Origin of the sequence: Escherichia whittamii, from assembly GCF_014836715.1 — a bacterium.
GTDB lineage: Bacteria > Pseudomonadota > Gammaproteobacteria > Enterobacterales > Enterobacteriaceae > Escherichia > Escherichia whittamii.
This window is the reverse complement of the sequence record NZ_JACSQI010000017.1, coordinates 54,896-79,704: the sequence shown is the minus strand read 5'-3', so window position 1 is coordinate 79,704 and position 24,809 is coordinate 54,896. Positions and strand designations below refer to the sequence as shown.

Annotated in this window: 22 protein-coding genes; all 22 read right to left on the bottom strand. The window is 47.6% G+C overall.

Annotated features, from left to right (window positions below; genetic code table 11):
• Window positions 1-438: 438 nt before the first annotated feature.
• The 22 genes from H9644_RS19975 to wcaE all read right to left on the bottom strand — a co-directional run bounded on the left by H9644_RS19975 (window position 439) and on the right by wcaE (window position 24,738).
• Window positions 439-1,311: a glycosyltransferase family 2 protein gene (locus tag H9644_RS19975; protein ID WP_077883530.1), complete on the bottom strand. Its 873-nt coding sequence runs from the start codon at window positions 1,309-1,311 to the stop codon at window positions 439-441.
• Window positions 1,312-1,370: 59 nt separating this feature from the next.
• Window positions 1,371-2,273, bottom strand: coding sequence for a rhamnosyltransferase (locus H9644_RS19970; RefSeq protein WP_064529430.1), 903 nt, complete (start codon window positions 2,271-2,273; stop codon window positions 1,371-1,373).
• Window positions 2,261-3,385 carry an O-antigen polymerase gene (locus tag H9644_RS19965; protein ID WP_105289027.1) on the bottom strand — a complete coding sequence of 375 codons (1,125 nt, stop codon included), beginning with the start codon at window positions 3,383-3,385 and terminating at the stop codon, window positions 2,261-2,263. The genes H9644_RS19970 and H9644_RS19965 overlap by 13 nt, the downstream gene beginning before the upstream one ends.
• Before the next feature lies 1 nt (window position 3,386).
• Window positions 3,387-4,643 carry an O19 family O-antigen flippase gene (gene wzx / locus H9644_RS19960; RefSeq protein ID WP_105289026.1) on the bottom strand — a complete coding sequence of 419 codons (1,257 nt, stop codon included), beginning with the start codon at window positions 4,641-4,643 and terminating at the stop codon, window positions 3,387-3,389.
• A complete protein-coding gene (gene rfbC / locus H9644_RS19955; RefSeq protein ID WP_064529433.1) occupies window positions 4,640-5,194 on the bottom strand; it encodes a dTDP-4-dehydrorhamnose 3,5-epimerase in 555 nt (184 codons plus the stop codon). The genes wzx and rfbC overlap by 4 nt, the downstream gene beginning before the upstream one ends.
• A gap of 4 nt (window positions 5,195-5,198) precedes the next feature.
• Window positions 5,199-6,077 carry a glucose-1-phosphate thymidylyltransferase RfbA gene (gene rfbA / locus H9644_RS19950; RefSeq protein ID WP_064529434.1) on the bottom strand — a complete coding sequence of 293 codons (879 nt, stop codon included), beginning with the start codon at window positions 6,075-6,077 and terminating at the stop codon, window positions 5,199-5,201.
• A gap of 58 nt (window positions 6,078-6,135) precedes the next feature.
• Window positions 6,136-7,035 (bottom strand): dTDP-4-dehydrorhamnose reductase, encoded by a 900-nt coding sequence (gene rfbD / locus H9644_RS19945; protein ID WP_191776245.1) that lies wholly within the window; start codon window positions 7,033-7,035, stop codon window positions 6,136-6,138.
• A complete protein-coding gene (gene rfbB / locus H9644_RS19940; protein ID WP_191776242.1) occupies window positions 7,035-8,120 on the bottom strand; it encodes a dTDP-glucose 4,6-dehydratase in 1,086 nt (361 codons plus the stop codon). The genes rfbD and rfbB overlap by 1 nt, the downstream gene beginning before the upstream one ends.
• Before the next feature lie 371 nt (window positions 8,121-8,491).
• Window positions 8,492-9,385, bottom strand: coding sequence for a UTP--glucose-1-phosphate uridylyltransferase GalF (gene galF / locus H9644_RS19935; RefSeq protein ID WP_016248888.1), 894 nt, complete (start codon window positions 9,383-9,385; stop codon window positions 8,492-8,494).
• A 174-nt stretch (window positions 9,386-9,559) separates the two neighbouring features.
• Window positions 9,560-10,954: a colanic acid biosynthesis protein WcaM gene (wcaM, locus tag H9644_RS19930; protein ID WP_191776239.1), complete on the bottom strand. Its 1,395-nt coding sequence runs from the start codon at window positions 10,952-10,954 to the stop codon at window positions 9,560-9,562.
• Between the two features lie 10 nt (window positions 10,955-10,964).
• Window positions 10,965-12,185, bottom strand: a complete 1,221-nt coding sequence (gene wcaL, locus H9644_RS19925; protein ID WP_064529438.1) for a colanic acid biosynthesis glycosyltransferase WcaL — start codon at window positions 12,183-12,185, stop codon at window positions 10,965-10,967.
• Window positions 12,182-13,462, bottom strand: coding sequence for a colanic acid biosynthesis pyruvyl transferase WcaK (gene wcaK / locus H9644_RS19920; RefSeq protein ID WP_191776236.1), 1,281 nt, complete (start codon window positions 13,460-13,462; stop codon window positions 12,182-12,184). The genes wcaL and wcaK overlap by 4 nt, the downstream gene beginning before the upstream one ends.
• A 127-nt stretch (window positions 13,463-13,589) precedes the next feature.
• Window positions 13,590-15,068, bottom strand: coding sequence for a colanic acid undecaprenyl disphosphate flippase WzxC (gene wzxC / locus H9644_RS19915; protein WP_191776233.1), 1,479 nt, complete (start codon window positions 15,066-15,068; stop codon window positions 13,590-13,592).
• 1 nt (window position 15,069) lies between these two features.
• On the bottom strand, window positions 15,070-16,464 hold the full coding sequence (gene wcaJ / locus H9644_RS19910) for an undecaprenyl-phosphate glucose phosphotransferase (RefSeq protein ID WP_191776231.1): 1,395 nt from the start codon (window positions 16,462-16,464) through the stop codon (window positions 15,070-15,072).
• A gap of 54 nt (window positions 16,465-16,518) precedes the next feature.
• Entirely contained in the window at window positions 16,519-17,889 is a 1,371-nt protein-coding gene (gene cpsG, locus H9644_RS19905; protein WP_191776229.1) for a colanic acid biosynthesis phosphomannomutase CpsG, read from the bottom strand.
• 281 nt (window positions 17,890-18,170) lie between these two features.
• Window positions 18,171-19,607, bottom strand: coding sequence for a mannose-1-phosphate guanyltransferase (gene cpsB / locus H9644_RS19900; RefSeq protein WP_191776227.1), 1,437 nt, complete (start codon window positions 19,605-19,607; stop codon window positions 18,171-18,173).
• A gap of 2 nt (window positions 19,608-19,609) precedes the next feature.
• A complete protein-coding gene (wcaI, locus tag H9644_RS19895; protein WP_191776224.1) occupies window positions 19,610-20,833 on the bottom strand; it encodes a colanic acid biosynthesis fucosyltransferase WcaI in 1,224 nt (407 codons plus the stop codon).
• On the bottom strand, window positions 20,830-21,309 hold the full coding sequence (gene gmm / locus H9644_RS19890) for a GDP-mannose mannosyl hydrolase (protein ID WP_064529445.1): 480 nt from the start codon (window positions 21,307-21,309) through the stop codon (window positions 20,830-20,832). Before gmm ends, wcaI begins: the two co-directional genes overlap by 4 nt.
• A 2-nt stretch (window positions 21,310-21,311) precedes the next feature.
• On the bottom strand, window positions 21,312-22,277 hold the full coding sequence (fcl, locus tag H9644_RS19885; protein ID WP_064529446.1) for a GDP-L-fucose synthase: 966 nt from the start codon (window positions 22,275-22,277) through the stop codon (window positions 21,312-21,314).
• Window positions 22,278-22,279: 2 nt separating this feature from the next.
• Complete coding sequence (gene gmd / locus H9644_RS19880) at window positions 22,280-23,401, bottom strand: GDP-mannose 4,6-dehydratase (protein WP_105289021.1); 1,122 nt, start codon at window positions 23,399-23,401, stop codon at window positions 22,280-22,282.
• A gap of 26 nt (window positions 23,402-23,427) precedes the next feature.
• Window positions 23,428-23,976 (bottom strand): colanic acid biosynthesis acetyltransferase WcaF, encoded by a 549-nt coding sequence (wcaF, locus tag H9644_RS19875; protein WP_191776222.1) that lies wholly within the window; start codon window positions 23,974-23,976, stop codon window positions 23,428-23,430.
• 15 nt (window positions 23,977-23,991) lie between these two features.
• Window positions 23,992-24,738: a colanic acid biosynthesis glycosyltransferase WcaE gene (wcaE, locus tag H9644_RS19870; protein WP_191776219.1), complete on the bottom strand. Its 747-nt coding sequence runs from the start codon at window positions 24,736-24,738 to the stop codon at window positions 23,992-23,994.
• Window positions 24,739-24,809 lie beyond the last annotated feature (71 nt).

The window sequence follows — 24,809 nt, the reverse complement described above, 5'->3', positions numbered from 1 at the left end:
AAGGAATATCTCAATTATTGAACATAAAATGCGAATCATTTAGTACAAAAAAGCAGCGTTACGTGATCTTTCCCTGCGCTCTAAACAAACTTATCTACACATTTGCGCCAAAAAAACAAATAATATAATTTTCATTACCAAATTTTCAATGGCACATTACAAAAACACAATCGACCAGGGTTGTCTGGTATATATCAAAACATTATTTTCACACACTGCTACTTGCCCCAACATTTAACACAATACAATATATTAACATATAAGTTTGTGAGCATCTAATAGTTAAATAAAAACCTTTCCCTTTATATATTCAAGATGAGTTTTGGCTAATGAGTATAGATTTAAGCCCCGATAGCAAAAAGTGAATTATTAGTATTAAATATACTTTAGACACTACTTTTTCTTTGTGTTGATTATGGCACAGCAAATAAATGAATATCATCTATTATTTTTATAATTACCATATCTCCCACGAATGCCATCATATATTCCTTGACCTATTTTCGTTAACACATTAACTTTATTATCACTTATTGCCAAAGAAATTATAGAACGTAAAAAATTAAAGAAAATTTCGCGAATTTTATATCCCATAGGCACATAGTGCAACCTTAACATATAAAAACTATTTCTAACCAAATAATAACGTCTTAAGGGGCTATGCACCGATATTGTCCGACCAAGAATCGTAATTCTCGAATCACCAATTGTATGAGCCATTAAAGCCCTATTAGTCATGCACACTCTGTATCCCATATTTTTTGCTCTAAGAGACCATTCAACATCAATATAATCTACAAAAAGTTCAGATTTCATTCCTCCAATTTTTTTAAAAACATCTGATGAAAAAAAGGAGCCCGATGCAATGACAAAAGTCACGTCGGTAACCTCACCGATAGGTTTACGACTAATAAAAGGTCCTTTATAACAAGTTCCAAAATAAACTTTATTATTTTGAGGATCATAAAATGAAGGACCTAAAATGCCAACATTATACTTTGTATATATGTACTTCATATTCTCAGAAAATTTATCTTTCAAGATACTATCTTGGTCTAACAACAATAAATATTGTGTACCCAAAGACATAGCATATTCTATGCCTCTATTTTGTGCATATGCGAGACCATAATTCTCATTAAATTGAATAAGATAAAAATCAAACTCATGATTTAAATTTTTAATCTCGATAATATTATTTGAGCCATTATCAACAATTACACATAAATCAACCTGCTTACATACTGATAAAAGCTGCTGCCTGAGGCACTCAATATCTGGGTTGTATGTAACTGTAATCGAACTAATCACTTGGTTCTCCATTGGATGGGTTAATTTTGTCCATGCTTAATTATTTCAAAAAATCATATCTATCTTGTTCCAACATACTTCCCATAATTTCTTTTAATGCCATCCGACCAACCTTTTAGAATAAAATCAATATAAGTTTTCTTATTATTGACAGTTGATATAAATATCATTGTTCTCAACACTGAAAACAAAATCTCTCTTATTTTATACCCCAGAGGGACGTATGGTAAACGAAGCATATAAATAGAATTTCTTGCTAAATAATAACGTCTCAAAGGACTGTGAATGCTAATTTCTCTACCCAAAACTGATTTACGCTCATCACCTATGGCATGACTCATTGTTGCACCAGGAATTGCGTAAAAGTTAAACTTTTTACTTGCAGCTCGGAGACACCATTCAATATCGACATAGTCAATGAATAATTCCTCCTTCATTAGCCCAACATCTTTTAATGTGCTTACTGGTACTAGCATACCTGAGTTTATCAAGAATGAAACTTTGAGTGGCACATTATCTGTTGGAAAAACCTTCTTAGCTCGCATTCCTTTTAAGAGGATAAATGGATATTTGGTTCCTGTCCTTGTGTCGTAAAAAACAGGTCCAATAGCACCAATTTTTTCTCCCTGTAGGGCCAACTTCGACATAGACTCTATCAAATTAGTAAAAAATGCATCTGTGGGAGAAGTATCTTGATCAAAAAAAAGGACTGCTTCGCAGTCTGTTCTTAATATTTTTTTCAGACCTGCATTTTGTGCCCCAGCCAATCCCATATTTTCATCAAGGTATAATATATTGGATTCGTCCTTATATTTAGCTTTTAATATGTTTGAATTTTCACTAGCATTATCAACGAGAAATATATCTAAATTGTATTTTGCTTTTTTTATCTTTCCTATTAGATCATCCAATATACTTATAACCGGATTATACGTTACTATCAAAACTGCTATTTTCGACATCCCCCCTCCCAAGTCATTACATAGCCAGTAATTATAAGCAATAACCAGTTTGATAACCATGTAAGATATTGATCATCAAATAACTGCATTGCTATTGCATAAAAAGTTATCGGGTATACAATATAATAAATGCGTTTTTTCCTATACTTTTGCACATATATTCTTCCCGAAAAAAAACCAAAGATAATTGGGAATAATAATGAAAAATAACCAAAATCCATATAGTAAGGGCGAAGATACGTATATACATTGACAGGAAATGGGACATTTACCCATTCTTGAAGAATGTTGGCGATCTCCACTGGATAGAGCACATTTAACCAAAGGTAAACGTTTCTGAAAGAATAAAAACCAAAAACTTGATTATATGAATCTGGCAATTGGGAAAAAGCCAAAAAACCACCTGAAATATAATTATATAGGTAATATAAAATTAAATCAAAAGATGCTTCTGGGTATCGAAGTCTCATTATCCCAATAAAGAAAATAATAAATAAGCTAACAAAGATTAGTAGCTTTGATATTTTTAGCCTGTTTGGAGTTAAAATTAGTATCGTTATTAAATACAATAAAACCAAAGTTTTTGCACTTAGTATAATAATTATAGGAATGCACAAAACGGTACTAATTAAGAAAAGTCTTCGACTTCTCAAAAGCAAAAAACAAGAAGAGAAGAGCGATAACATTGCGATACGCCCTAGTAAACCATAATTAGCCCCATCGTCAGCAACCAGATAATCTCGGAACGCTGATATGTTTGATAATACATTCAAATTATAGGTTATTAGTATAATCAAATAAAATAATATTATTAAACAAAATGGTAGTGCTTTTACATAAGATTCTTTATCAATATTTAACTTAGAAACTTTATTTTTATTAAAAAGACTAATTCCACCGATAAAAGAAAAAATAAAAAACATTGAATTTGCTATAACTATATAATAGTTATTCGGCAAGTATTTTTCTTCAGCAAAAACAAGAATTAAGCTTGCACTTATAAGCCAAATTATCGTATGTACAACTGCTGGATGTGTTATTTCAAGCTTAAAGTAGAAACATATAATTAGGTAACAAAGGTATATTATAACCATTGCTTGAACGACATTCATATTATATCCTATCCATGTTATAGATACCGATCCTTTCAACCAGGAATAGAATTATAAAATCTAATAATGATCTCAATGAAAAGGCAAACGCCGCTCCAAAAAAAGAATATTTGACGGTCAGTAAATACAAAAGAACTAAGTATGGTATAAATTCTATAATATGTACAATACCAGTCCATTTAGCAAATCCAGCAGACTGAATTCTAGCAAAACATATTTGTGCTACTGAATTGAAAATAAACCCAATTAACAATATGCGGAATACTACCGCTGCATCTCCTCTATACTCATTACCTAACCATATACCTAATATATCGCTTGAAAATAAGAAGAACGGTAACGCTAAAACAATAGATAAACAAAAAACGAGAATTAAAGATCGAAAATAAGTAATTTTGCTCTCTTCTTTAGTTTCAAAACTTAGTTTTGGAAATAGAGCTCTAGCTACAGCGCCCGGAAATAAAGTAAGTCGAGATACCATATCAGACGGCCCTGAATAGTAAGCAACAATATTAGCGCCAGCGAAATGTGAGACAGCAAAACGGTCAATAAACCCCATTAAAGGGCCTATAATATTACTCAGAGTTACCCAGCCACCAAAGCTAATAAGCTCCATCAAAACTTTTTGACTAAATATTCTTTTGAAATTTTTAAGATGGCGCGAACAAAGTTTCCAACTAATAAACGCAACAATCCAACGGCCCAGAATCAACCCTAAGACTGCTGAAATAAGCGTTTGTGAAAACCATGTTGTAATTAATGGTAATAATATTATGAAAGGACTTGTTAGAACTTGTTGAATGTTCAAAGAAGAAAAATTTTCGACGCCTTCAAGATATGCTCGCCATACTTGTGTAAGTAGCAATGCAGGCACACATGCCCCCAGTAATTGGAGAGCTATTACAACTTCATGTCGAATATCCTGTGACACTTTTAAAAAAACAACCAAGTGTGGCGATACTAAATAAGTTAATATTGCTATTAGGATACTTAAAACGGTTACTGTATATAAAGAAGAACCTAAAATAACATTTACTTTTTCATTGTCATTTCTATAAATAGATACAAACCGAATAACTGCACGAGATATCCCACCATCAAAAACACTTGCATATCCCATTAAAGCATAAGCTATAGTGAAAAGACCAAAACGTTCAACACCTAATAACCGAGCTAAGATCCCCATAACGGGGATCGCCATGATAAGTGGAATAACCAGGCCTAAAATATTCCAGCCGGTGTTTTTTAATAAACTCATATAATTCCATTACCGATTATTCTGTTGAAGTACGGCGCATTTTCATCCTTCTTTGATAGAATGATATCGAATGATGATGGCCAATTAATATTAATATCATCATCATTCCAACGTAATGAGCCTTCGGCCTCAGGATGATAATAATTTGTCGTCTTATACAAAAACTCAGCCGTTTCACTCAGTACTAAAAACCCATGCGCAAATCCTTCAGGTATCCACAACTGACGCTTATTCTCAGCTGACAAATTCACCCCAACCCATTTGCCAAAGGTAGGTGACGATTTACGAATATCAACCGCAACATCAAAAACCTCACCTACAACGCAACGTACCAGTTTTCCTTGCGCATAAGGTTCTAATTGATAATGCAGCCCGCGTAAAACACCTTTACTAGACTTCGAATGGTTATCCTGAACAAACTCAACCTTACGCCCTACAGCCTCTTCGAAAACTTTCTGATTAAAGCTTTCCATAAAGAAACCACGCTCATCACCAAAAACTTTTGGTTCAAAAATCAGCACATCAGGAATTTCAGTTTTAATTACGTTCATTTTATTAATAACCTTTAATCATTTTCAGCAGATACTGGCCATAAGCATTTTTCTTCAGCGGTTCGGCTAATACTTTCACCTGCTCAGCATCAATAAACCCTTTACGGTAAGCAATTTCTTCCGGACAGGAAACTTTCAACCCCTGACGCTCTTCAATGGTGGCAATGAAGTTACTTGCTTCAATAAGGCTTTGATGTGTACCAGTATCCAGCCATGCATAACCACGGCCCATCATAGCGACAGATAAACGTCCTTGTTCCATATAAATACGGTTAATATCGGTAATTTCTAGTTCGCCACGGGCAGATGGTTTAAGGTTTTTCGCCATTTCCACAACATCATTGTCATAGAAATAAAGCCCTGTAACTGCATAGTTACTTTTCGGTTGCAGCGGTTTTTCTTCCAGGCTTATTGCCGTACCGTTTTTATCAAACTCCACCACACCATAGCGTTCAGGATCATTAACGTGATAAGCAAATACCGTTGCACCGCTTTCTTTGTTAACAGCATCTTCCATTAGTTTCGGCAAGTCGTGTCCATAGAAGATATTATCGCCAAGCACCAGTGCACAATCATCACCACCAATAAAGTCTTCACCAATGACAAACGCTTGCGCCAGGCCATCCGGACTCGGTTGTACTTTATACTGTAGATTAAGCCCCCACTGGCTCCCGTCTCCCAACAATTGCTGGAAACGCGGTGTATCCTGTGGCGTACTGATAATAAGAATATCGCGAATACCCGCCAGCATCAGTGTTGAGAGCGGGTAATAGATCATAGGTTTATCATAAATCGGCAGCAGTTGTTTGCTCACTGCCATAGTCACAGGATAAAGACGAGTGCCGGAACCACCAGCCAGAATAATACCTTTACGCGTTTTCATTTCACCATTCCTTTTAATTCATCCCGCCCTGGCATCATGAGCGAGATGCAAAAATTTGTTAAATTGCCGTAGTCGTAAATAATTCGTTGAGCATACGTTTCACGCCCACCTGCCAGTCAGGCAAGACAAGCGCAAAGTTCTGCTGAAACTTTTCTGTATTGAGGCGAGAGTTATGGGGACGACGGGCTGGTGTGGGATAGGCCGTTGTTGGCACGGCGTTGAGTTTGTTAAGGGCAAGGTTGATCCCTGCTTTGCGCGCTTCTTCAAATACCAGAGCAGCATAATCGTGCCAGGTTGTTGTACCACCAGCAACCAGATGGTACAAGCCTGCAACTTCCGGTTTATTCAGTGCCACGCGAATGGCATGTGCGGTGCAATCAGCCAGTAATTCAGCACCTGTTGGCGCACCAAATTGATCATTAATCACAGCCAGTTCTTCGCGCTCTTTTGCCAGACGCAACATCGTTTTGGCGAAGTTATTTCCTTTGCCTGCATATACCCAACTGGTACGGAAAATAAGATGCTTTGCGCAATGTTCTTGTAACGCTTTTTCACCAGCTAGTTTTGTTTCGCCATAAACATTTAAAGGTGCTGTTGCATCTGTTTCCAGCCAGGGCGTGTCACCGCTGCCTGGGAAAACATAATCGGTGGAGTAGTGTATAACCCAGGCGCCGACTTCATTCGCTGCTTTTGCAATCGCTTCGACACTTGTCGCGTTAAGTAATTGAGCAAACTCCGGTTCTGATTCTGCTTTGTCTACTGCGGTGTGAGCGGCTGCGTTGACAATAACATCAGGCCGAATACTTCTTACGGTTTCAGCTACACCTTCGGGATTACTAAAATCACCACAATAATCAGTGGAGTGAACATCAAGAGCAATCAGATTACCCAGCGGTGCCAGAGCACGCTGCAGTTCCCAACCCACCTGCCCTGTTTTGCCAAAAAGCAGGATATTCATTACTGACGGCCCTCATAGTTTTGTTCAATCCATGACTGATAAGCACCGCTTTTCACATTCTCAACCCAATTTGTATTGGACAGGTACCATTCCACTGTTTTACGAATCCCGCTCTCAAATGTTTCTTGCGGTTTCCAGCCCAATTCGCGGCTAATTTTGTCGGCATCAATCGCATAGCGGCGATCGTGTCCCGGGCGATCGGCAACATAAGTAATTTGTTCACGATAAGATTTCTCTTTCGGGACTATCTCATCCAACAAATCACAAATAGTCAGTACAACATCGATGTTTTTCTTTTCGTTGTGTCCACCAATGTTATAGGTTTCACCCGCTTTACCTTCAGTAACTACGGTATATAACGCTCGAGCATGATCCTCTACATACAACCAATCGCGGATCTGATCTCCTTTACCATAAATAGGTAATGCCTTACCTTCCAATGCATTAAGAATAACCAATGGAATAAGCTTTTCCGGGAAATGGTAAGGACCATAGTTGTTCGAGCAGTTAGTCACAATTGTCGGTAAACCATAAGTCCGCTTCCATGCACGAACCAGATGATCGCTTGACGCTTTAGAAGCAGAATACGGGCTACTTGGCGCGTAAGCTGTCGTTTCCGTAAATAGCGGTAACGCTTCGTTATTATTTACTTCATCCGGATGGGGTAAATCGCCATACACTTCATCAGTAGAAATATGATGAAAGCGGAAGCTTTTTTTCTTTTCATCATCCAGACCAGACCAATAATTGCGCGCCGCTTCTAAAAGAACATAAGTACCCACAATATTGGTTTCAATAAATGCCGCAGGGCCAGTTATTGAGCGGTCAACGTGGCTCTCTGCTGCCAGGTGCATCACCGCGTCTGGCTGGTGCTGTGCGAAAATACGCGCCATAGCTACGGCATCGCAGATATCTGCATGCTCAAATGAATAACGTTCAGAACCAGAAATTTCAGCGAGCGATTCCAGGTTTCCGGCGTATGTTAATTTATCGACATTAACAACACTATCTTGCGTATTATTTATTATGTGACGAACAACAGCAGAACCAATAAATCCTGCGCCACCAGTAACAAGTATCTTCACTTTTTTATTCCATATAGCTATAGAGCATGCTGTGAAATAGACTGCTCGAGATTTGATTAATAGGGTATTAATGCACGCTACCGCCCCTGGCTTAACAGCTACCAGAGCACTGCGTACATTTCCACGATGTGACGAGCGTAACCCACTCGTGCCAAATCCGAAAAATTCAAACGCTAATTGTCTTACCAAACAGCTGTAGAAACAAGGAAAATCCTGGAAAAATTTGAACTATGATCGCATGCTAACATACTGTTTTCATTGTATTTATAAAAACAACAACGGCAGTAAGATTCAATGAGCAAAACTTATGCTACGAATCTTCACTGCCGTTTTTAATTACTTACTGACCGATACTTCCTGTCGGGAATTTGTTACTCGCTTAACAACTTCTCAATGCCTTTGCGAAATTTCGCCCCTTCTTTCAGGTTGCGCAGCCCGTACTTCACAAACGCCTGCATATAACCCATTTTTTTGCCGCAGTCGTAGCTGTCCCCTGTCATCAGCATTGCATCGACGGCTTGTTTTTTCGCCAGTTCAGCAATGGCATCCGTCAACTGAATACGTCCCCATGCCCCTGGTTGAGTACGCTCCAGTTCAGGCCAAATGTCTGCGGAAAGCACATAGCGACCTACTGCCATGATGTCTGAGTCCAGGGTCTGCGGCTGATCCGGTTTTTCGATAAATTCAACAATGCGGCTGACTTTGCCTTCGCGATCAAGCGGTTCTTTAGTCTGGATGACGGAGTATTCAGAGAGATCGCCCGGCATGCGTTTTGCCAGAACCTGGCTGCGGCCAGTTTCGTTAAAGCGCGCAATCATTGCGGCCAGGTTGTAACGCAGCGGGTCCGCACTGGCGTCGTCGATAACAACATCCGGCAGCACCACGACAAACGGATTGTCGCCAATGGCTGGTCTGGCGCACAAAATGGAGTGGCCTAAACCTAAAGGTTCTCCCTGACGCACGTTCATAATGGTCACACCCGGCGGGCAGATAGATTGTACTTCCGCAAGCAGCTGGCGCTTCACGCGCAGTTCAAGGAGAGATTCTAATTCATAAGAGGTATCGAAGTGATTTTCGACCGCGTTCTTGGACGCATGGGTTACCAGGAGGATTTCTTTGATCCCTGCAGCCACAATCTCGTCAACAATGTACTGAATCATTGGCTTGTCGACGATCGGTAGCATCTCTTTAGGAATCGCCTTAGTTGCAGGCAACATATGCATCCCAAGACCCGCTACAGGAATAACTGCTTTTAAATTCGTCATTATTTCATCCACCTGTAAAATGGTTGCTGAATTATAGCTTGTTCGTTTTTTTTCGCCAGCATCAATTACCCTGAACTGATTGCTGATTTCCTTTCGATGTTACGCCGCTTTGCTCAGGATTGCAGTAGAGTTATTCTTAAGTATGGTGCCATTTTTCCAGGAATGGTCGCAAATCTATCGCCCCCGTTTCGGTAACGTGAAGTTTATCTTTTCCACATTAACGATATGGTGATTAATCCTGTCGATATCGACGGAGCTTTGCCCATTTTCATTCACCGCATGAACACTTATCAGTGACAGCAGCGTCTCGTTCTTTGCCATAAAGACACCACGAACGTCCTTACGCAGGTCGAAATTCATGGTCAATGCCGGGCCCGCGGTGGATTCTTGCATTACGTTGATATTACGCATAAAAAGATGCTGCGGCTTGTTGTGAAGCTCCAGCGAAGCACGCTTCATTTCAATGTTGGTCAACGCCACGAATGAGACAGCATTCCCTGCGGAAATTTGGATTCCGCGCAATTTCCAGGCAAGGTGAGTATTATCAAGATGAATATTATTCAGTCTGAAGTTTTGTGGTATTGAGAGATACTTACCTTTAATGACTCCGTAACCGATTAACATTCCGGCACTATTGGTCATTTCTATATTGTCAATAACAAAGTTATCACATCCATATATCGCTACCGTGGCGTTATCAATACCCGCTTTCTTGCTGAAAGCTGGCGTAATATTATGAGCCTTGATATTACGGATGACGAAGTGTTTACCGTTCTCAACATGAATCAATTGCCGACAATCCGATCCCGTGATATTCGCCACGACAAAGTTTTTAACCGCCTGGTCTTCCGGGTAGTTATTATCATAAGTACTTCCTGCCAGCCCTATTCCGATACCCCAGTTGATTTTGCCATTAGTACAGTTGATGCGCTCAATAACGTGGTCTGATATCAAAATGTCGCGATCATTGATTGCCACGTTCCATTCGATGGCGTCGCCCTGTAAATCGCTGAACTTACAGTTAGTGATTTTGGCACCGATAATCTGGTTATGAAATCCCTGGCGTAAGATGGCGTAGTTAGCGTGGCTGACAGTGAGGTTATCAATAGTCAGGTTACGCATGACCCGTTTGTTTTTGCCGCCGATATAAATTTGCGTTACCGGGCCAAAGCCGCTCATCGCCAGCCCTTTAATGGTGCAGTCAGAACCGCGCACATCAAGGGTGATGTTATGCATACTGCCGCCCTTCTCCCCTGTCACCTGGCTGCCGTCCTGCAAGACAAATCGCCCTCTGCCGTTGCCGCGCAGACTTCCCTGGACTCGCAGTGTTTTGCCTGGTGGAATGAAGATACCAGTGTTGATATTGTCGCAAACGAATCCGGCAGGCACGACGACCGTTTGCCCTTCGCTGAAGGCCTGCTTGAACGAGGCGATCCAGTCGTGCGGATTGTAGTCGTTGATATTAACGCTTTGTCGCGTAGAAAGTGCGCGGGCGAAAGGAGTATGGAGGAATGCAAGCGCAGAGCTTGCCGTCAGAAAGGCGCGTCGGGAGAGTTTTTTCAATGGCATACGTTCTCCTCTATAAAGCCTGCAGCAAGCTGGCGAGTTCTCGGTTAATCACCTGCTGGTTAAAATCATGTTCGACTTTTTCGCGAGCGCGTTTGACCACCGGAGCCAGTTCGTCGGTGTCCAGTTGGCTAAACGCCGCCAGACGTTGCGCCAGTGCGCGAGCATCGTTCTCAGGCACCAGCCAGCCAGATTTATCGGCCTCCACCAGTTCCGGAATACCGCTATGCAGAGTAGAAACCACCGGAATGCCGACCGCCATCGCTTCCATTAGCGCCACGGGTATCCCTTCCATATCGCCGTCCGCTCCCGTAACCGATGGCAACAGGAAGACATCCGCGTCGTCGAGCATCGCCTTAACTTCGTGGCTCGGTTTAAAACCCGGCATCTCCACCACATCTTCCAGTTGATATTGCTCGATGAGTGTGCGCAGGCGTCGTTCCCACGGGCCGATGCCGAGAATGCGATAGCGAAACGCCACGCCCTGCTCTTTCAACTGACGGCAGGCTTCGATCGCCACATGCAGCCCTTTCTTCTCGGTTAAGCGTGCGACAGAAATAATCTCCAGCGGTGTTGCGGGCGCTTTAACCGGACGCGGGCTAAAGCGCGTCGTGTCCACGCCCATGCGCGATACGGCGATTTTTTCCCTCGGACAGCCCATCTTTTGTAGCCTTCCGGCCCACAGATCGCTTATCGGTAACATCAGGTCGCCACGGCGGAACAATTGCTGATATTCGGGTGTGTAGTGGTTGAGCACTTCCCGGCTGGAGATATCGATGCCGTGGAAGATAGTGGCGATTTTGCCGCCTATTACGCCAAGTTCGCGCAATTTTGCAGCGGTTACCCCCGCCGGACCAAAGTGAGCGATAAAGACATCGGCGCGAAACGGTGTTGTAACCTGCCCGCAAATGGCAGACAAAATCAGGTTCCGCGACTCGGCGCCATAGCGTTTTATGTTAAGCGCCTGCCAGGTATTTTTACGATGAATGCCGCGTAACGTCTGGCTGGCGCGGTGGCGCAGCTTCGCCACTTTGCCCGTAGGTTCGTCCTGCAACCAGCGGGTTCTGGCGGCAAGGTTGTATTTCGTCCACGCCGCATGGGTATTTTGCAAGTCCCCTTTTTGCAACGCGACAATCTCCACCTCAAAGCCCATATCAATAAACGCGGTAATTTGGTTGAGGACGAAGGTTTCCGACGACAGCGGAAATTTCAGTAAAAAGAAGCCGACCTTCATTTCACCTCCCCAATGCGTTCCAGTACGGATTGCACCATCTGCATCCCCGTCTTTCGCTCACGGTTGATGGCTTCGCTAACTCGTGCGTTCAGCGCCGGAAGCTGGCCTAAGGTATCCGCAACCATCGCTTGTAGGCTGCCGTCTAATAAATGACGGATATCAATCGCCAACTCCGGCAGCCCCAGTTGCTGCATAATCCCGGCGGATTTATGTTCGTAGTTGATAGCAATTGCCGGAGTGGCAAAGTTCATGGAGATAATGGCGGAGTGCAGACGCGTACCGACGGTGAGTTCACAGGCTCCGAGAATTTTGCCCATTTCCATATCGTTAAGTTCATCCATCACCACGTGGTAACGGGCAGGATCGTTGATATGCTGACGCAAGTTGAGCGCTACCATGCGGTCGTCTTTGTTATAGCTGTCGATACCCGTACAGGTTGAGAGCGCGATGACCTGATACCCTTCGTCGAGAATGCGATTGACCACCCCGGCAAAGGCTTTTTCATACGCTTGTTGTGTGGTGCCGAGGCGTTTGTCGAACGGTGCCAGTTCGCGCAGGGTAATTGCCACGGTTTTCTGTTGTGCGGCAACGTCCAGCCAGTGTTGAACGGCATAGCTGGCGGTGAAATCTCCAGTGTGATGATCGACCAGCCACGCAGTGTCGACGCCATGTTCGACTTTTGCGGTGGTGATATTGCTGCGTTTCATCAGATCAAGACTGACCGATTCGCGCAGGATCAGCGCGTCGCAGTGACCGAAAACGTAGTTCGCCAGTTGGTTAAATTGCTCATCCTGGAACGGGCCGACGCTGTGACCAATCATAAACAACGGCTTTTTCGCCATAAACGTGCAAAGCGCGTGTTCAAACTGCGGCACGCCGTAGAGATCGACAAAAAACGATCCACCAACCTGGATAATGGCGTCGTAACCTGACAGCAGACGCACGAAGTCGGTGAATCCCTGGGCGATGGCGATATTACGCAGCTTGCCGGTGTCGGTCACACGGGAAAGCAGTACCTGGTGTTGATAGCGGCGACGGAGGACTTTTTTAACGCGCCCGACAACGCCCGCTGCGCTGTTGTGTTGTTTCATTTGCAGGAACAGCGGATCGCCCATTACCGGGCGATTAAGCAGCCAGGAAGAACTGACCGGATAGCGACTCATCACGTCCACTTCTGCGTATGGATTGAGGATGTTGATGGCATCAAGTAAGCCGCGCAGGATGGCGCTGTCGCCGCGATTGCCGCAAGTGTGGTTGCCCAGAATAAGTAATTTCATTTTTCCCTCATAATTTTGATGCCAGGTGAGGTTGTGTTTGTTGTTTTCGTTGCCGCTTTTTGCCTGATGCGACGCTGGCGCGTCTTATCAGGCCTACAAAACCCGAGCCGGAACCGAAAACAACAACTCACCCCGCCCGTAAAAGCATTTTCATTTTTTCGCCGCGACAAAACTGACGCTTCACTTCTACCACCAGCGGATGGCGCGACAGCACAATCATCACCACAAACGCCAGCACGCCAGCGGCTATTTGCACCGCCAGCAGCGTCCCCAGCGTCAGTTGCCCTTTCAGCAACACGCCCAGCGCATAACTGACCATAAGCGTCGGTAACGAGAGATAAAACGGTAGCCACAAACTCAGGATGTACTGGCGATAACTGGAACCGAGCACCGGTTTAATCATCACGAAGTAACTGAGAATAGTGTTGATAATCTGCACCAGCAGGAAGCCGAGCGTGACGCCAATAGCGCCTGCCATCTGCCCCCCGATAACAATCGCCGGAATAAACAGAAAGGTTTTGAATACGTTGAATTTAAAGCTGATATCGACCCGCGCTTTCGCCATCAGCAGCGAGCCAATCGGGTTACCCACCGAACGCAGCAGCCCCACTACACACAGCAGCTGTAGCACCGGAATAATGCTGTTCCACTTTTCACCAAAGACCAGCGGCACAAAATTATTCGATACCACCATCAGCCCCAGCAGGGCCGGAAAGTTGATAATCCCCACCACCGACAGCAGCTTGTAGAAGTTAACGCGCAACTTTTCGGTGTCGTCCTGAATTTTGGCAAACGCCGGAAACAGCACGCGGGTGATGATTGGGTTCAGCTTCATCGGCGGCACAACAGCCACGTTGTACGCCAGGTTGTAGCCCCCTGCCACGCCCGCGCCGAGAATACGCGCCAGCACCAGCGTTGAAAGGTTGGTATTGATATAGTTGATGATGCTGTCCGCCGTCAGCCAGGCACCAAAGCGTAAGTTCGGTGCCACCGACGCCAGCGAGAAATGCAGACCCGGGCGATAAATTTTGCGGCCAAAGTAGCCAAACAGCAACGTTCTCACCGCACTATTGACCAGATAACCGAGGATCGCGGTCATCGCCAGCGGCCAGAAATGGGCGCTAACCACCGTAAAAGTAAAGCCCGCCAGCACCGCGCTGGTTTCGATCATGCCTATTTTGTTGAACTCCAGCTCCTTTTGCATCAATGCGCGGAACTGCTGCCCGTGGGGAATCACCACAAACGCCAGCGACAATGTTTTAATCAACGGCGCCAGATCCGAGTTATTCAGCACGTCACCAATAGCATCACTCAACAAAAACACCGCCACGCACACCACAATCCCCAGCCCGACGTTCAGCCAGTACAGCGTGGTGAGTTCAAGGTGGCTAATCTCTTTACGCTGAATAATGGAGTTAGCGATGCCAAAGTCAGAAAGCGTATCTGCCAGCGCAATGATCACCAGCGACACAGTCAGCAGGCCGAACTGGTGGTTGTCGATAATCCGCGCTAACACTGTCATCTGCACCAGCCCGAGGCCGATGATGATCACCGTGGCAATCGCCGACCACTTCGCGCCGCTGATGGTTTTTTCTCGTAAGCTCATATCAATATGCCGCTTTGTTAACGAAGCCTTTGAATACCGTCAGGAAAACGATTTTGATATCGAACCAGACACTCCATTCGCGGATGTACTCAAGGTCGAACTCGACGCGTTTTTCCATTTTCTCCAGCGTGTCGGTTTCGCCGCGCCAGCCGTTAATCTGCGCCCAACCGGTAATTCCCGGTTTCACTTTATGGCGCAGCATGTAGCCTTCAATGAGCTGGCGATACTGTTCGTTATGCGCCACCGCATGCGGACGCGGGCCAACAATCGACATCCCACCGGTCAGCACATTGATAAACTGCGGCAGTTCGTCCAGCGAAGTGCGGCGCAGAAAGTTCCCCACTTTAGTGACGCGCGGATCGTTCTGCGTCGCCTGAGTCACCACGTTGTCATTCTCCATCACTTTCATGGAACGGAACTTCCACACTTTGATCGGCTTGCCATCCATGCCGTAGCGAGTCTGGCGGAAAATAACCGGCCCCGGTGAACTGAGCTTCACCGCCAGCGCGATGCAGCACAGTACCGGGGAGATCAGCAGCAAAATAAGCGTCGCCAGCACAATATCTTCCGCACGTTTGAGCAGGCGGTTAACCCCGGAAAGCGGCGTGTCATACAGCGGCACCACTGGCACGCCGTTCATCTCTTCGATACGTGAATGGAGAATGTTGAAGGTAAAAACATCGGGGATCAGCAACACCGAACAGGTAGTGTCCGCCAGTTCATGGACCAGCTTCTTCACCCGCGCGCCGTCGCACATTTGCATCGCGATATAGACGTTATGAATCTTGCCCGCTTTCGCATCCTCGACCAGTTGTTGCAGATTGCCCGCCCAGTCGTTAGAAACGCCGCCCGGTTTCGGGTCGTGGTAAACGCCCACCACGTCAAACCCTAACCACGGCTGATTACGGAAGCTCTCCATCAGCATTTGCCCGGCGGCTAAATCCCCGGCCACCGCGACCATGCGCTTGTTATAGCCATGATTACGCAGCCAGCCCGCACCGATGCGAATGCATGAACGGCAAATCACCAGACCAATGCTGGTCAGCCCATACCACGCCAGCCAGATTTTCAGTTGCGTATCGAAATCATTATTAAACGCCACCAGTCCGGCGCTGAAAATCACGCTTAACGTCCAGTTTTGGAGCAACAGGGCAAATTCTGTCGTTGCCCGAACACCGCGCCAGGAGCGATAAAAATCGGTAATGCCGCCCAGCATCTGGAACACCACCAGCGTAATCAGCGCCACCGACAGGTGCATGTAGAGAAATGACAGTCCGCTCACTTCACAAACCAGCCATAGCCCGGCAAACATGATGGTGATATCTGAAAAGCGTTGCACCATAGAGATTAACGATGCATTGGTTTTCGCTCTCTCGCGCTTTTTTAGATTTGTCATCGTTGTTCCTGTTATCAGCCCCTTACTCGCAATGGGGTAAGGGAAAAACAGACATTACTCGTTCAGCAACGTCAGTAGAGTTTGCGTTCGGGCTTCCATCAGCGGCACATCACCACGCGATTCCACATTCAGACGCACTACCGGTTCGGTGTTGGAGGAGCGCAGGTTAAAGCGCCAGTCGGTAAAGGTCATGCTGATGCCATCGGTGCGATCCACTGCCAGCGCCTCGCGACTAAAATGCTGTTCCACGCGGTTAATCGCCTCAACGGGTTGCGCCAGTTTGCTGTTGATCTCACCGCTTGCCGGAAATGCCGCCATCCGGTCGCGCACCAGTTCGCCCAGCGTTTTCTCTTTCAGACACACCAGTTCGGCTACCAGCAGCCACGGGATCATGCCGCTGTCGCAGTAGGCAAAATCACGGAAGTAATGGTGGGCGCTCATTTCGCCACCGTAGATGGCGTCTTCCTTGCGCATACGTTCTTTAATAAAGGCGTGTCCGGTTTTCGACATTACCGGCGTGCCGCCTGCGGCAGTCACCACATCAACGGTGTTCCAGGAGAGACGCGGATCGTGGATGATCTTTGCGCCGGGATTTTTTTCGAGGAACGCTTCTGCCAGCAGGCCGACGATGTAGTAGCCCTCGATAAACTGCCCTTTTTCGTCAAACAGGAAGCAACGGTCGAAATCGCCATCAAAGGCAATGCCCATATCCGCGCCGTGTTTGATAACCGCATTACGGGTGTCGTCGCGGCATTCCGGCAGCAGGGGATTAGGAATACCGTTGGGGAAATTGCCGTCCGGCGTATTGTGCACTTTGATTAATTCCACGGGTGCGCCGAGGGCTTTAAAACGAGCTTCGATGGCATCCACCACTGGCCCCGCAGCGCCGTTACCGGAGTTGATCACCAGTTTGAGGGGCGTGAGGTTTTTGACGTTGATATAGCCGAACAGGTGATCAACGTAAGCGTCGCGCAGGTTGATTTGCTGATAACTACCGCGTGTTGTTTCATCGACAGGCCGGAAGTCATTGGCCTCCGCCAGGCGCTGGACGTCACGCAGTCCGGTATCACCGCTGATCGGGCGAGCCCCTTCGCGCACCAGCTTCATGCCGTTGTAATCCATCGGATTATGGCTGGCGGTGACTTCAATACCGCCATCTACGCCGAGATGGAAAGTGGCGAAATAGATCTCTTCGGTGCCGGACATGCCGATATCCAGCACATCAACGCCCGCATCCTGTAAACCTTTCGCCAGCGCCAGTTTTAAGGTTTCGCTGGTGAGGCGGACATCGCCGCCTAAAACGATGGTTTTCGGTTTAAGAAATTCGCCATAGGCGCGACCAATGCGCCAGGCGATATCTTCATTCAGTTCTTCGCCTAATTTTCCGCGAATATCATAGGCTTTAAAGCAGGTTAATTTTTTCATATCGTTACCCTTTTTCAGGCAATAGTTGACCCTGACCGAAGCGGCCAATTTTGTTTTTGTCGTTATTTACATCGCGATTCGGTATTCATTGCCTGATGCGACGCTGCCGCGTCTTATCAGGCCTACAAATCCGAACCGTAGGTCGGATAAGGTGTTTACGCCGCATCCGACAGCCAGCGCCTGATGCGACGCTGCCGCGTCTTATCAGGCCTACAAAATTCGAACCGTAGGTCGGATAAGGCGTTCACGCCGCATCCGACAGCCAGCGCCTGATGCGACGTTCACACCCGTCCGTAGCGATCCGCGAAGCGCACCACATCATCCTCTTCGAGATAAGAGCCGGAGCGTACTTCAATTAAATCGAGCGGAATTTTCCCCGGATTTTCCAGGCAGTGCGTTGCCCCCAGCGGAATATAAATCGACTCGTTTTCACCAAGCAGTTTGATATCACCGTCAATAGTGACTTTTGCCGTTCCCGCTACCACCACCCAGTGTTCCGCGCGGTGATGGTGCATCTGTACCGACAAACCCTCGCCCGGTTTCACGGTGATGCGTTTCACCTGGTAGCGGTCGCCTGCGTCGATAGAGTCATATTTGCCCCACGGGCGATATACTTCGCGATGCACCCGATGCTCATGGCGGCCATCGGCTTTGATCTGCTCGACCACTTTTTTCACATCCTGTACTGCATTACGGTCGGCAATCAGCACCGCGTCTTTGGTCTGCACCACCACCAAATCTTTCACCCCGACGGTGGTCACCAGGCCAGATTCGGCATACACATAGCTGTTTTCGGTTTTGTGATTAATCACATCACCGTGGCAAACGTTACCCTCGGCGGTGTGGGCGCTGATCTCCCATAATGAAGACCAGGAACCGACGTCGCTCCAGCCCGCATCCATCGGCACCACAACGGCATCAGCCGTACGTTCCATGACTGCGTAATCCACCGACTCTTCCGGGCAGGCGAGAAATGCTTCTTCATCCACGCGAATAAAATCGAGATCCGGATCGACGGCGTTCATCGCTTTTTCACAGGCGTTGTGAATATCCGGGCGATATTTTTTCAGTTCTTCGAGATAGCGTCCGGCGCGGAACAGGAACATACCGCTGTTCCAGTAATAATCACCGCTTGCCACATAAGCCTGGGCGGTTTCCAGATTCGGTTTTTCGACAAACTGCGCCACTTCAAAGGCCACCGCATCCTGCTCGCCCGCAGACACTTCACCACGACGAATATAGCCATAACCGGTTTCTGGTAGATCCGGCACAATGCCAAAAGTCACCAGTTTGCCCGCTTCGGCATACGGCATAGCGTTACGCACGGCGGTGCGAAAAGCGTCTTCATCAGCAATCACATGATCTGCCGCCAGCACCAGCATTAGCGGGTCGCTCTCCGGGCTATGACGTGTTGCCGCCAGCGCCGCCAGCGCAATGGCGGGAGCTGTGTTGCGCCCGGCCGGTTCGAGAATAATGTTCTCGGTAAGTTTATTCAGTTGACGCAACTGTTCCGCAACAATAAAACGGTGCTGTTCATTGCAAATCACCACCGGACTTTCGCACTCCACGCCGTTCAGGCGGCAGATGGTGGTTTGCAGCATAGTGAGATCGCCTTTCAGGCATAAAAACTGCTTGGGGTAAAGTACGCGGGAAAGCGGCCATAAGCGGCTACCGGAGCCACCAGCCATCACGACTGGATAGAGTTTCGACTGCGCCATAATTATCCCCGAATATCATTTATAAATTGACGTAACACGTTCTCTTTATCGAGCGTGCGTTCGGCATATTCACGTGCCACCGTGTTGTGTTTGGGCAGCAGCAGCGCCTGGCGAATCCCCGCCACCAGCGCCTCGACCGATTCCGGTTCCACGCAAACCGCAATCCCCGGAAAGGTTTCGCAAAGCTGCCCCAGTTCTGTGTGAGCTTCTGCGGTAATCACCGCGTTACCGCCTACCGCCAGGATATCGGTCAGCTTCGACGGCAATACAGCATCTGCCGCACCGCGTTTTTGCACCACCAGATGGCAATCGCCCATCTTCAGCAGCGCAGGCAAGGCTTCATACGATTGCAGCGGGAAAAATTGCAAATTGGTCAGTCCACGTTGCTGTGCCATTTTTTCCAGCCTCGCTTTGCCGCCGCCCTGCCCGACAATGGCAAAAATCAACGGTTCATCGCGCAGGCGATCGGCGGCTGCAATAACGTTTTCCAGCCCCTGCTTTTCACCAATATTGCCGGAGTAAAGAATGATTTTTTTGTTATCCGGCAGGCCAAGCTGGTTACGAAGGGCATCAACATCGGCCTCTGCGACATACTGAAAACGGGCAATTTCCGACCAGTTGGGGAAGAAGATGACGTTTTCCGCCGCCACGCCTTTTTCAACGGCTTTATTCATCATCGAGCGCGAAATCGTGGAGACGTTATCGACGTTATGCAGTCCGCTACGTTCGAAGGCTGTCGCCAGCTGTGCCACTTTGCCGCCTTTGCCTTTTCCGGCAAGGCCCAGTCCCAGCATGGCGTCCAGTTCGTAATCCTGAATATGCAGCACAGTGCGCGCACCAGAGAGTTTCGCCAGCAGGCGCATTCCCGGTGTACAAAACAGCGTTGGCACCACGCCGATAATGCGATCCGGCTTCCAGCGACGTTGCGCCATCAGCGGAAAAAAACTACTGGCGGCAAAACTGCCGAGATGTAACAGGCGTTTCAGGGTGCTCGGCTGTTTTGGCACATACAGCGGGCAGCGCCACACCGTGGCTGCCCCCTCTTCTCTTTTGTAACGCCAGGCGGAATAATTCTCGCCCACCTGCCATTGCGGGTAGTACGGCGGCGCGGTAATGACCCGCACCTCGTGGCCTTGTGCCGCCAGCCATTCCACCATCTCGCCAGTATATTTGCCGATACCGGTTAATTCCGGCGAGTAGTTAATGCCGTAGACCAGTATTTTCATAATCCGGGTACTCCGGCACGCTTCTCTGCGAGAAAATAAGCGCGGCTGTTAGCGTGAACATTGTCACTGGCGAGCAGCGCGTCCGGCGTCAGCCAGCGGTAATCGTCATGCTGCTCATCCGGCAGAAACAGCTCCTCTTCCGTCACTTTCAGGCGAAAACCGAGCACCACATAGTGAGTGGTGAAATCCGTGCCGGAGAAGTTATCGTCATAAAAATGCTGCCAGACGCCGTAAAACTGGCCTGCTGTCATCGGCAAGCGCAGCCCCAGTTCCGCCAGCGTCAGCCGCTCAAATGCGGCGTCCAGCGTTTCGTCTTTCTGCACGCGCCCTCCCGGCACAAACCAGTAACCCTGCGCCGGGCGGTTGGTTCTTTTGCCAAGCAGAAACTCGCCGCGACTGTTCTCGACAATAAAGTCGAGAGAGACAAGCGGAGTCGAGCGCACTACCGTGGCAAAGTCTTCCTGACGTAAAAACATCATTACCCCCGAAAGCGGTCTTGATTCTCAAGGAACCACTGGTAGGTGCTGGCAAGCCCCGCTTCCAGTGAGATTTCGTGATACCAGCCAAGCTGATGCAGGCGCGTTACATCCAGCAGTTTGCGCGGCGTACCGTCCGGTTTGCTGGCATCGAAAACCACACGCCCTTTATAGCCCACTACTTTGGCGATGGTTTGCGCCAGTTCGCGGATGGTGCAGTCAACGCCCGTACCGACGTTAATGTGTGACAGCATCGGCTGAGTATTTTCCAGCCAGACTTCGTGCGCCAGCTCCATCACGTGAATGCTTGCTGCCGCCATATCATCGACATGCAGAAATTCGCGCATCGGTGTACCGCTGCCCCACACCACCACGTCCGGCGCATTCTGTGCCGTCGCCTCGTGGAAGCGGCGCAGCAATGCGGGGATCACGTGCGAGTTACTCGGATGGAAGTTGTCGTGCGGCCCGTACAGGTTGGTCGGCATGACCGAACGGTAATCACGTCCATACTGGCGGTTGTAAGATTCGCACAGTTTGATCCCGGCGATTTTGGCAATGGCGTAAGGCTCGTTGGTCGGCTCCAGCGTACCCTGCAACAGCTCGCTTTCTGCCATCGGCTGTTTTGCCAGTTTCGGGTAGATGCAGGACGATCCGAGAAACAGCAGTTTGTTCACGTCGTTCAAGTGCGCGGCGTGAATGATGTTGCTCTCAATCATCATGTTCTGGTAGATGAAATCCGCCGGATACGTGTTGTTGGCAACAATACCGCCCACTTTCGCCGCCGCCAGATAAACCTGGTCAATGCGCTCGCGGGCAAAGAAATCATGCACCGCGCGGCTGTCCAGCAGATTCAGTTCGTCGCGGGTACGTAATACCAGTTCCACATCACCACGCTGTTCGAGCTGACGTTTGATGGCGGAACCGACCATCCCGCGATGGCCTGCGATAAAAATTCGTTGTTTACTCATGCTTATGACTCCAGCGCGATCGCCACGTCGTAGCCGTGAGATTTCAACAGCGAGTGTTTTTTCGCCGCTTCAAGGTCGTTAGCCACCATTTCAGATACCATCTCTCTGAGGGTGATTTCCGGTTTCCAGCCCAGTTTTTCATGCGCTTTAGTCGGGTCGCCGAGCAGCGTTTCAACTTCAGCAGGACGGAAATAACGCGGGTCAACGGCGATAATCACATCGCCCGGTTTAACGCCCGGCGCGTCATGCCCGGTGACGGAAACCACAATGCCCTTCTCTTCAACGCCCGTGCCTTCAAAGCGCAGTTTGATACCCAGTTGTGCCGCTGCCATTTCCACGAACTGGCGCACGGAGTACTGAACACCGGTAGCGATAACGAAATCTTCCGGCTGTTCCTGTTGCATCATCAGCCACTGCATTTTCACGTAGTCTTTGGCATGGCCCCAGTCACGCAGGGAATCCATATTTCCGAGATACAGACAGGACTCCAGCCCCTGGGCGATGTTGGCGATTGCGCGGGTGATTTTGCGGGTGACGAAGGTTTCGCCACGGCGCGGGGATTCATGGTTAAACAGAATGCCGTTGCAGGCGTACATGCCATAGGATTCGCGGTAGTTAACGGTTATCCAGTAGGCGTACAGTTTGGCGACGGCATACGGAGAGCGCGGGTAGAACGGCGTGGTTTCTTTCTGTGGGATCTCCTGCACCAGACCGTACAGTTCAGAAGTGGAAGCCTGATAGAAACGGGTTTTCTTTTCCAGACCGAGGAAGCGGATCGCTTCCAGCAGACGCAGGGTACCCATCGCATCAACGTCAGCGGTATATTCCGGTGATTCAAAGGAAACCGCAACGTGGCTCATCGCGCCCAGGTTGTACACTTCGTCGGGCTGCACTTCACGCAAAATACGCGTCAGGTTGGAAGTATCACTCAGGTCGCCATAATGCAGATGGAATTTCGGGTTGCAGGTGTGCGGATCCTGATAAATATGATCCACGCGCTCGGTGTTGAATGACGATGCACGACGCTTAATACCATGCACTTCGTAACCTTTCTCCAGCAGCAGTTCTGCCAGGTAAGAACCGTCTTGTCCGGTTACACCGGTGATGAGAGCGACTTTTGACATGTCTTATTCCTCTGTATTTTTTGAATTTATTCAGTTTCAACGCGTTCGCGTATCACCACTGCGGGATTCCCCCGGCAAATGGCATTTGCCGGAAGCGATTTAAAAACACTGCTTCGCGCCCCCACGACGGTGCCGTCGCCAATCGTGACACCAGGGGCAACAAAGACATCGGTTGCCAGCCAGCATTTCTCACCAATCACAATGGGCGTGGCGTTAATGGTGAAATGTCGACTTGCATGGTCGTGGCTGCCGGTGCATAAATAACTTTTTTGCGATATCACCGAATGCGCACCAATGGTTATTTCGCCGAGGGTATATAAATTGACCTCATCACCAACCCACGCGTAATCACCTAAGGTTAATTTCCACGGATAGGTAATTTTTACTGACGGGCGAATCACTACGTTTTTTCCTATTTTTGCGCCGAATAAACGTAATAAAAATGCCCGCCAGCGATACAATACTTGTGGCGACCAGGCAAATACTGTTGCCTGTACCGCCCACCATAATTGAACTTTAATAGCGTTGCCGCCCCGGAACCCTTTCGGCACCGAGAAACCACTTAAATCTTGCATCGTTTCCCCTTATATTCAGCTTTTGTTATATAAGGCTTTCGTCTTTGAGGTAGTACGTTGGCGTAAATGCCAGGATAATTCAGCCCAAAAGCCAGGCACATGTAATATTTGCCGTTGGACTTTTTTGGCGTCAGCACACAACTCCATATTATTGGTGGTAGATACCCCACCCATAGAAAATTCAGACACCAGGCCATTGAGTTTTTTAAATGCATAACCGGCTTTATACATTTTGGCCGCCAACGCGTAATCGGAAGAAACTTTATATTCCAGGTCATAACGCCATTTTTTCAAGCCAGATACCGGGAAAAATATCGCCTGATGACTGGCAGGCAGGCTGTGATAAATATACCAACCCGGTTTGGCGCTACGTTTAATTTTATGCCCGTCGCCAAAGTCCAGCAGCGCATCGCCGGTGATCATCACGTTATCTCGTTGCATTTTTAACTTACGGACAAAATTTGCGGCATCCTGATGAAAAATATCACCTGAGTTGAGAAACAACGCGAACTTGCCTTGCGCCATCTCAATACCTTTATTCATGGCATCGTAGATACCGTTATCTGGCTCGCTAACAAAGCGTAGGTTATAGATACCATTGAGATTTTTCAGATACTCACGGGTGCCATCGTTAGAACCGCCATCGACAACAATCCATTCGAAGCTGATATCGACCGCCTGCGCCAGATGTGCCAGCGAGGCGTGTGTTTTGACTATCCCTTCAAGGTTACGAAACGCGACGGTGATTATACTAAGCAACATGTTCTTACCTCGTAATACCCGTCATACTTCAAGCTGCATGTGCGTTGGTTTTCCTCGCTCACCCTAGTCAC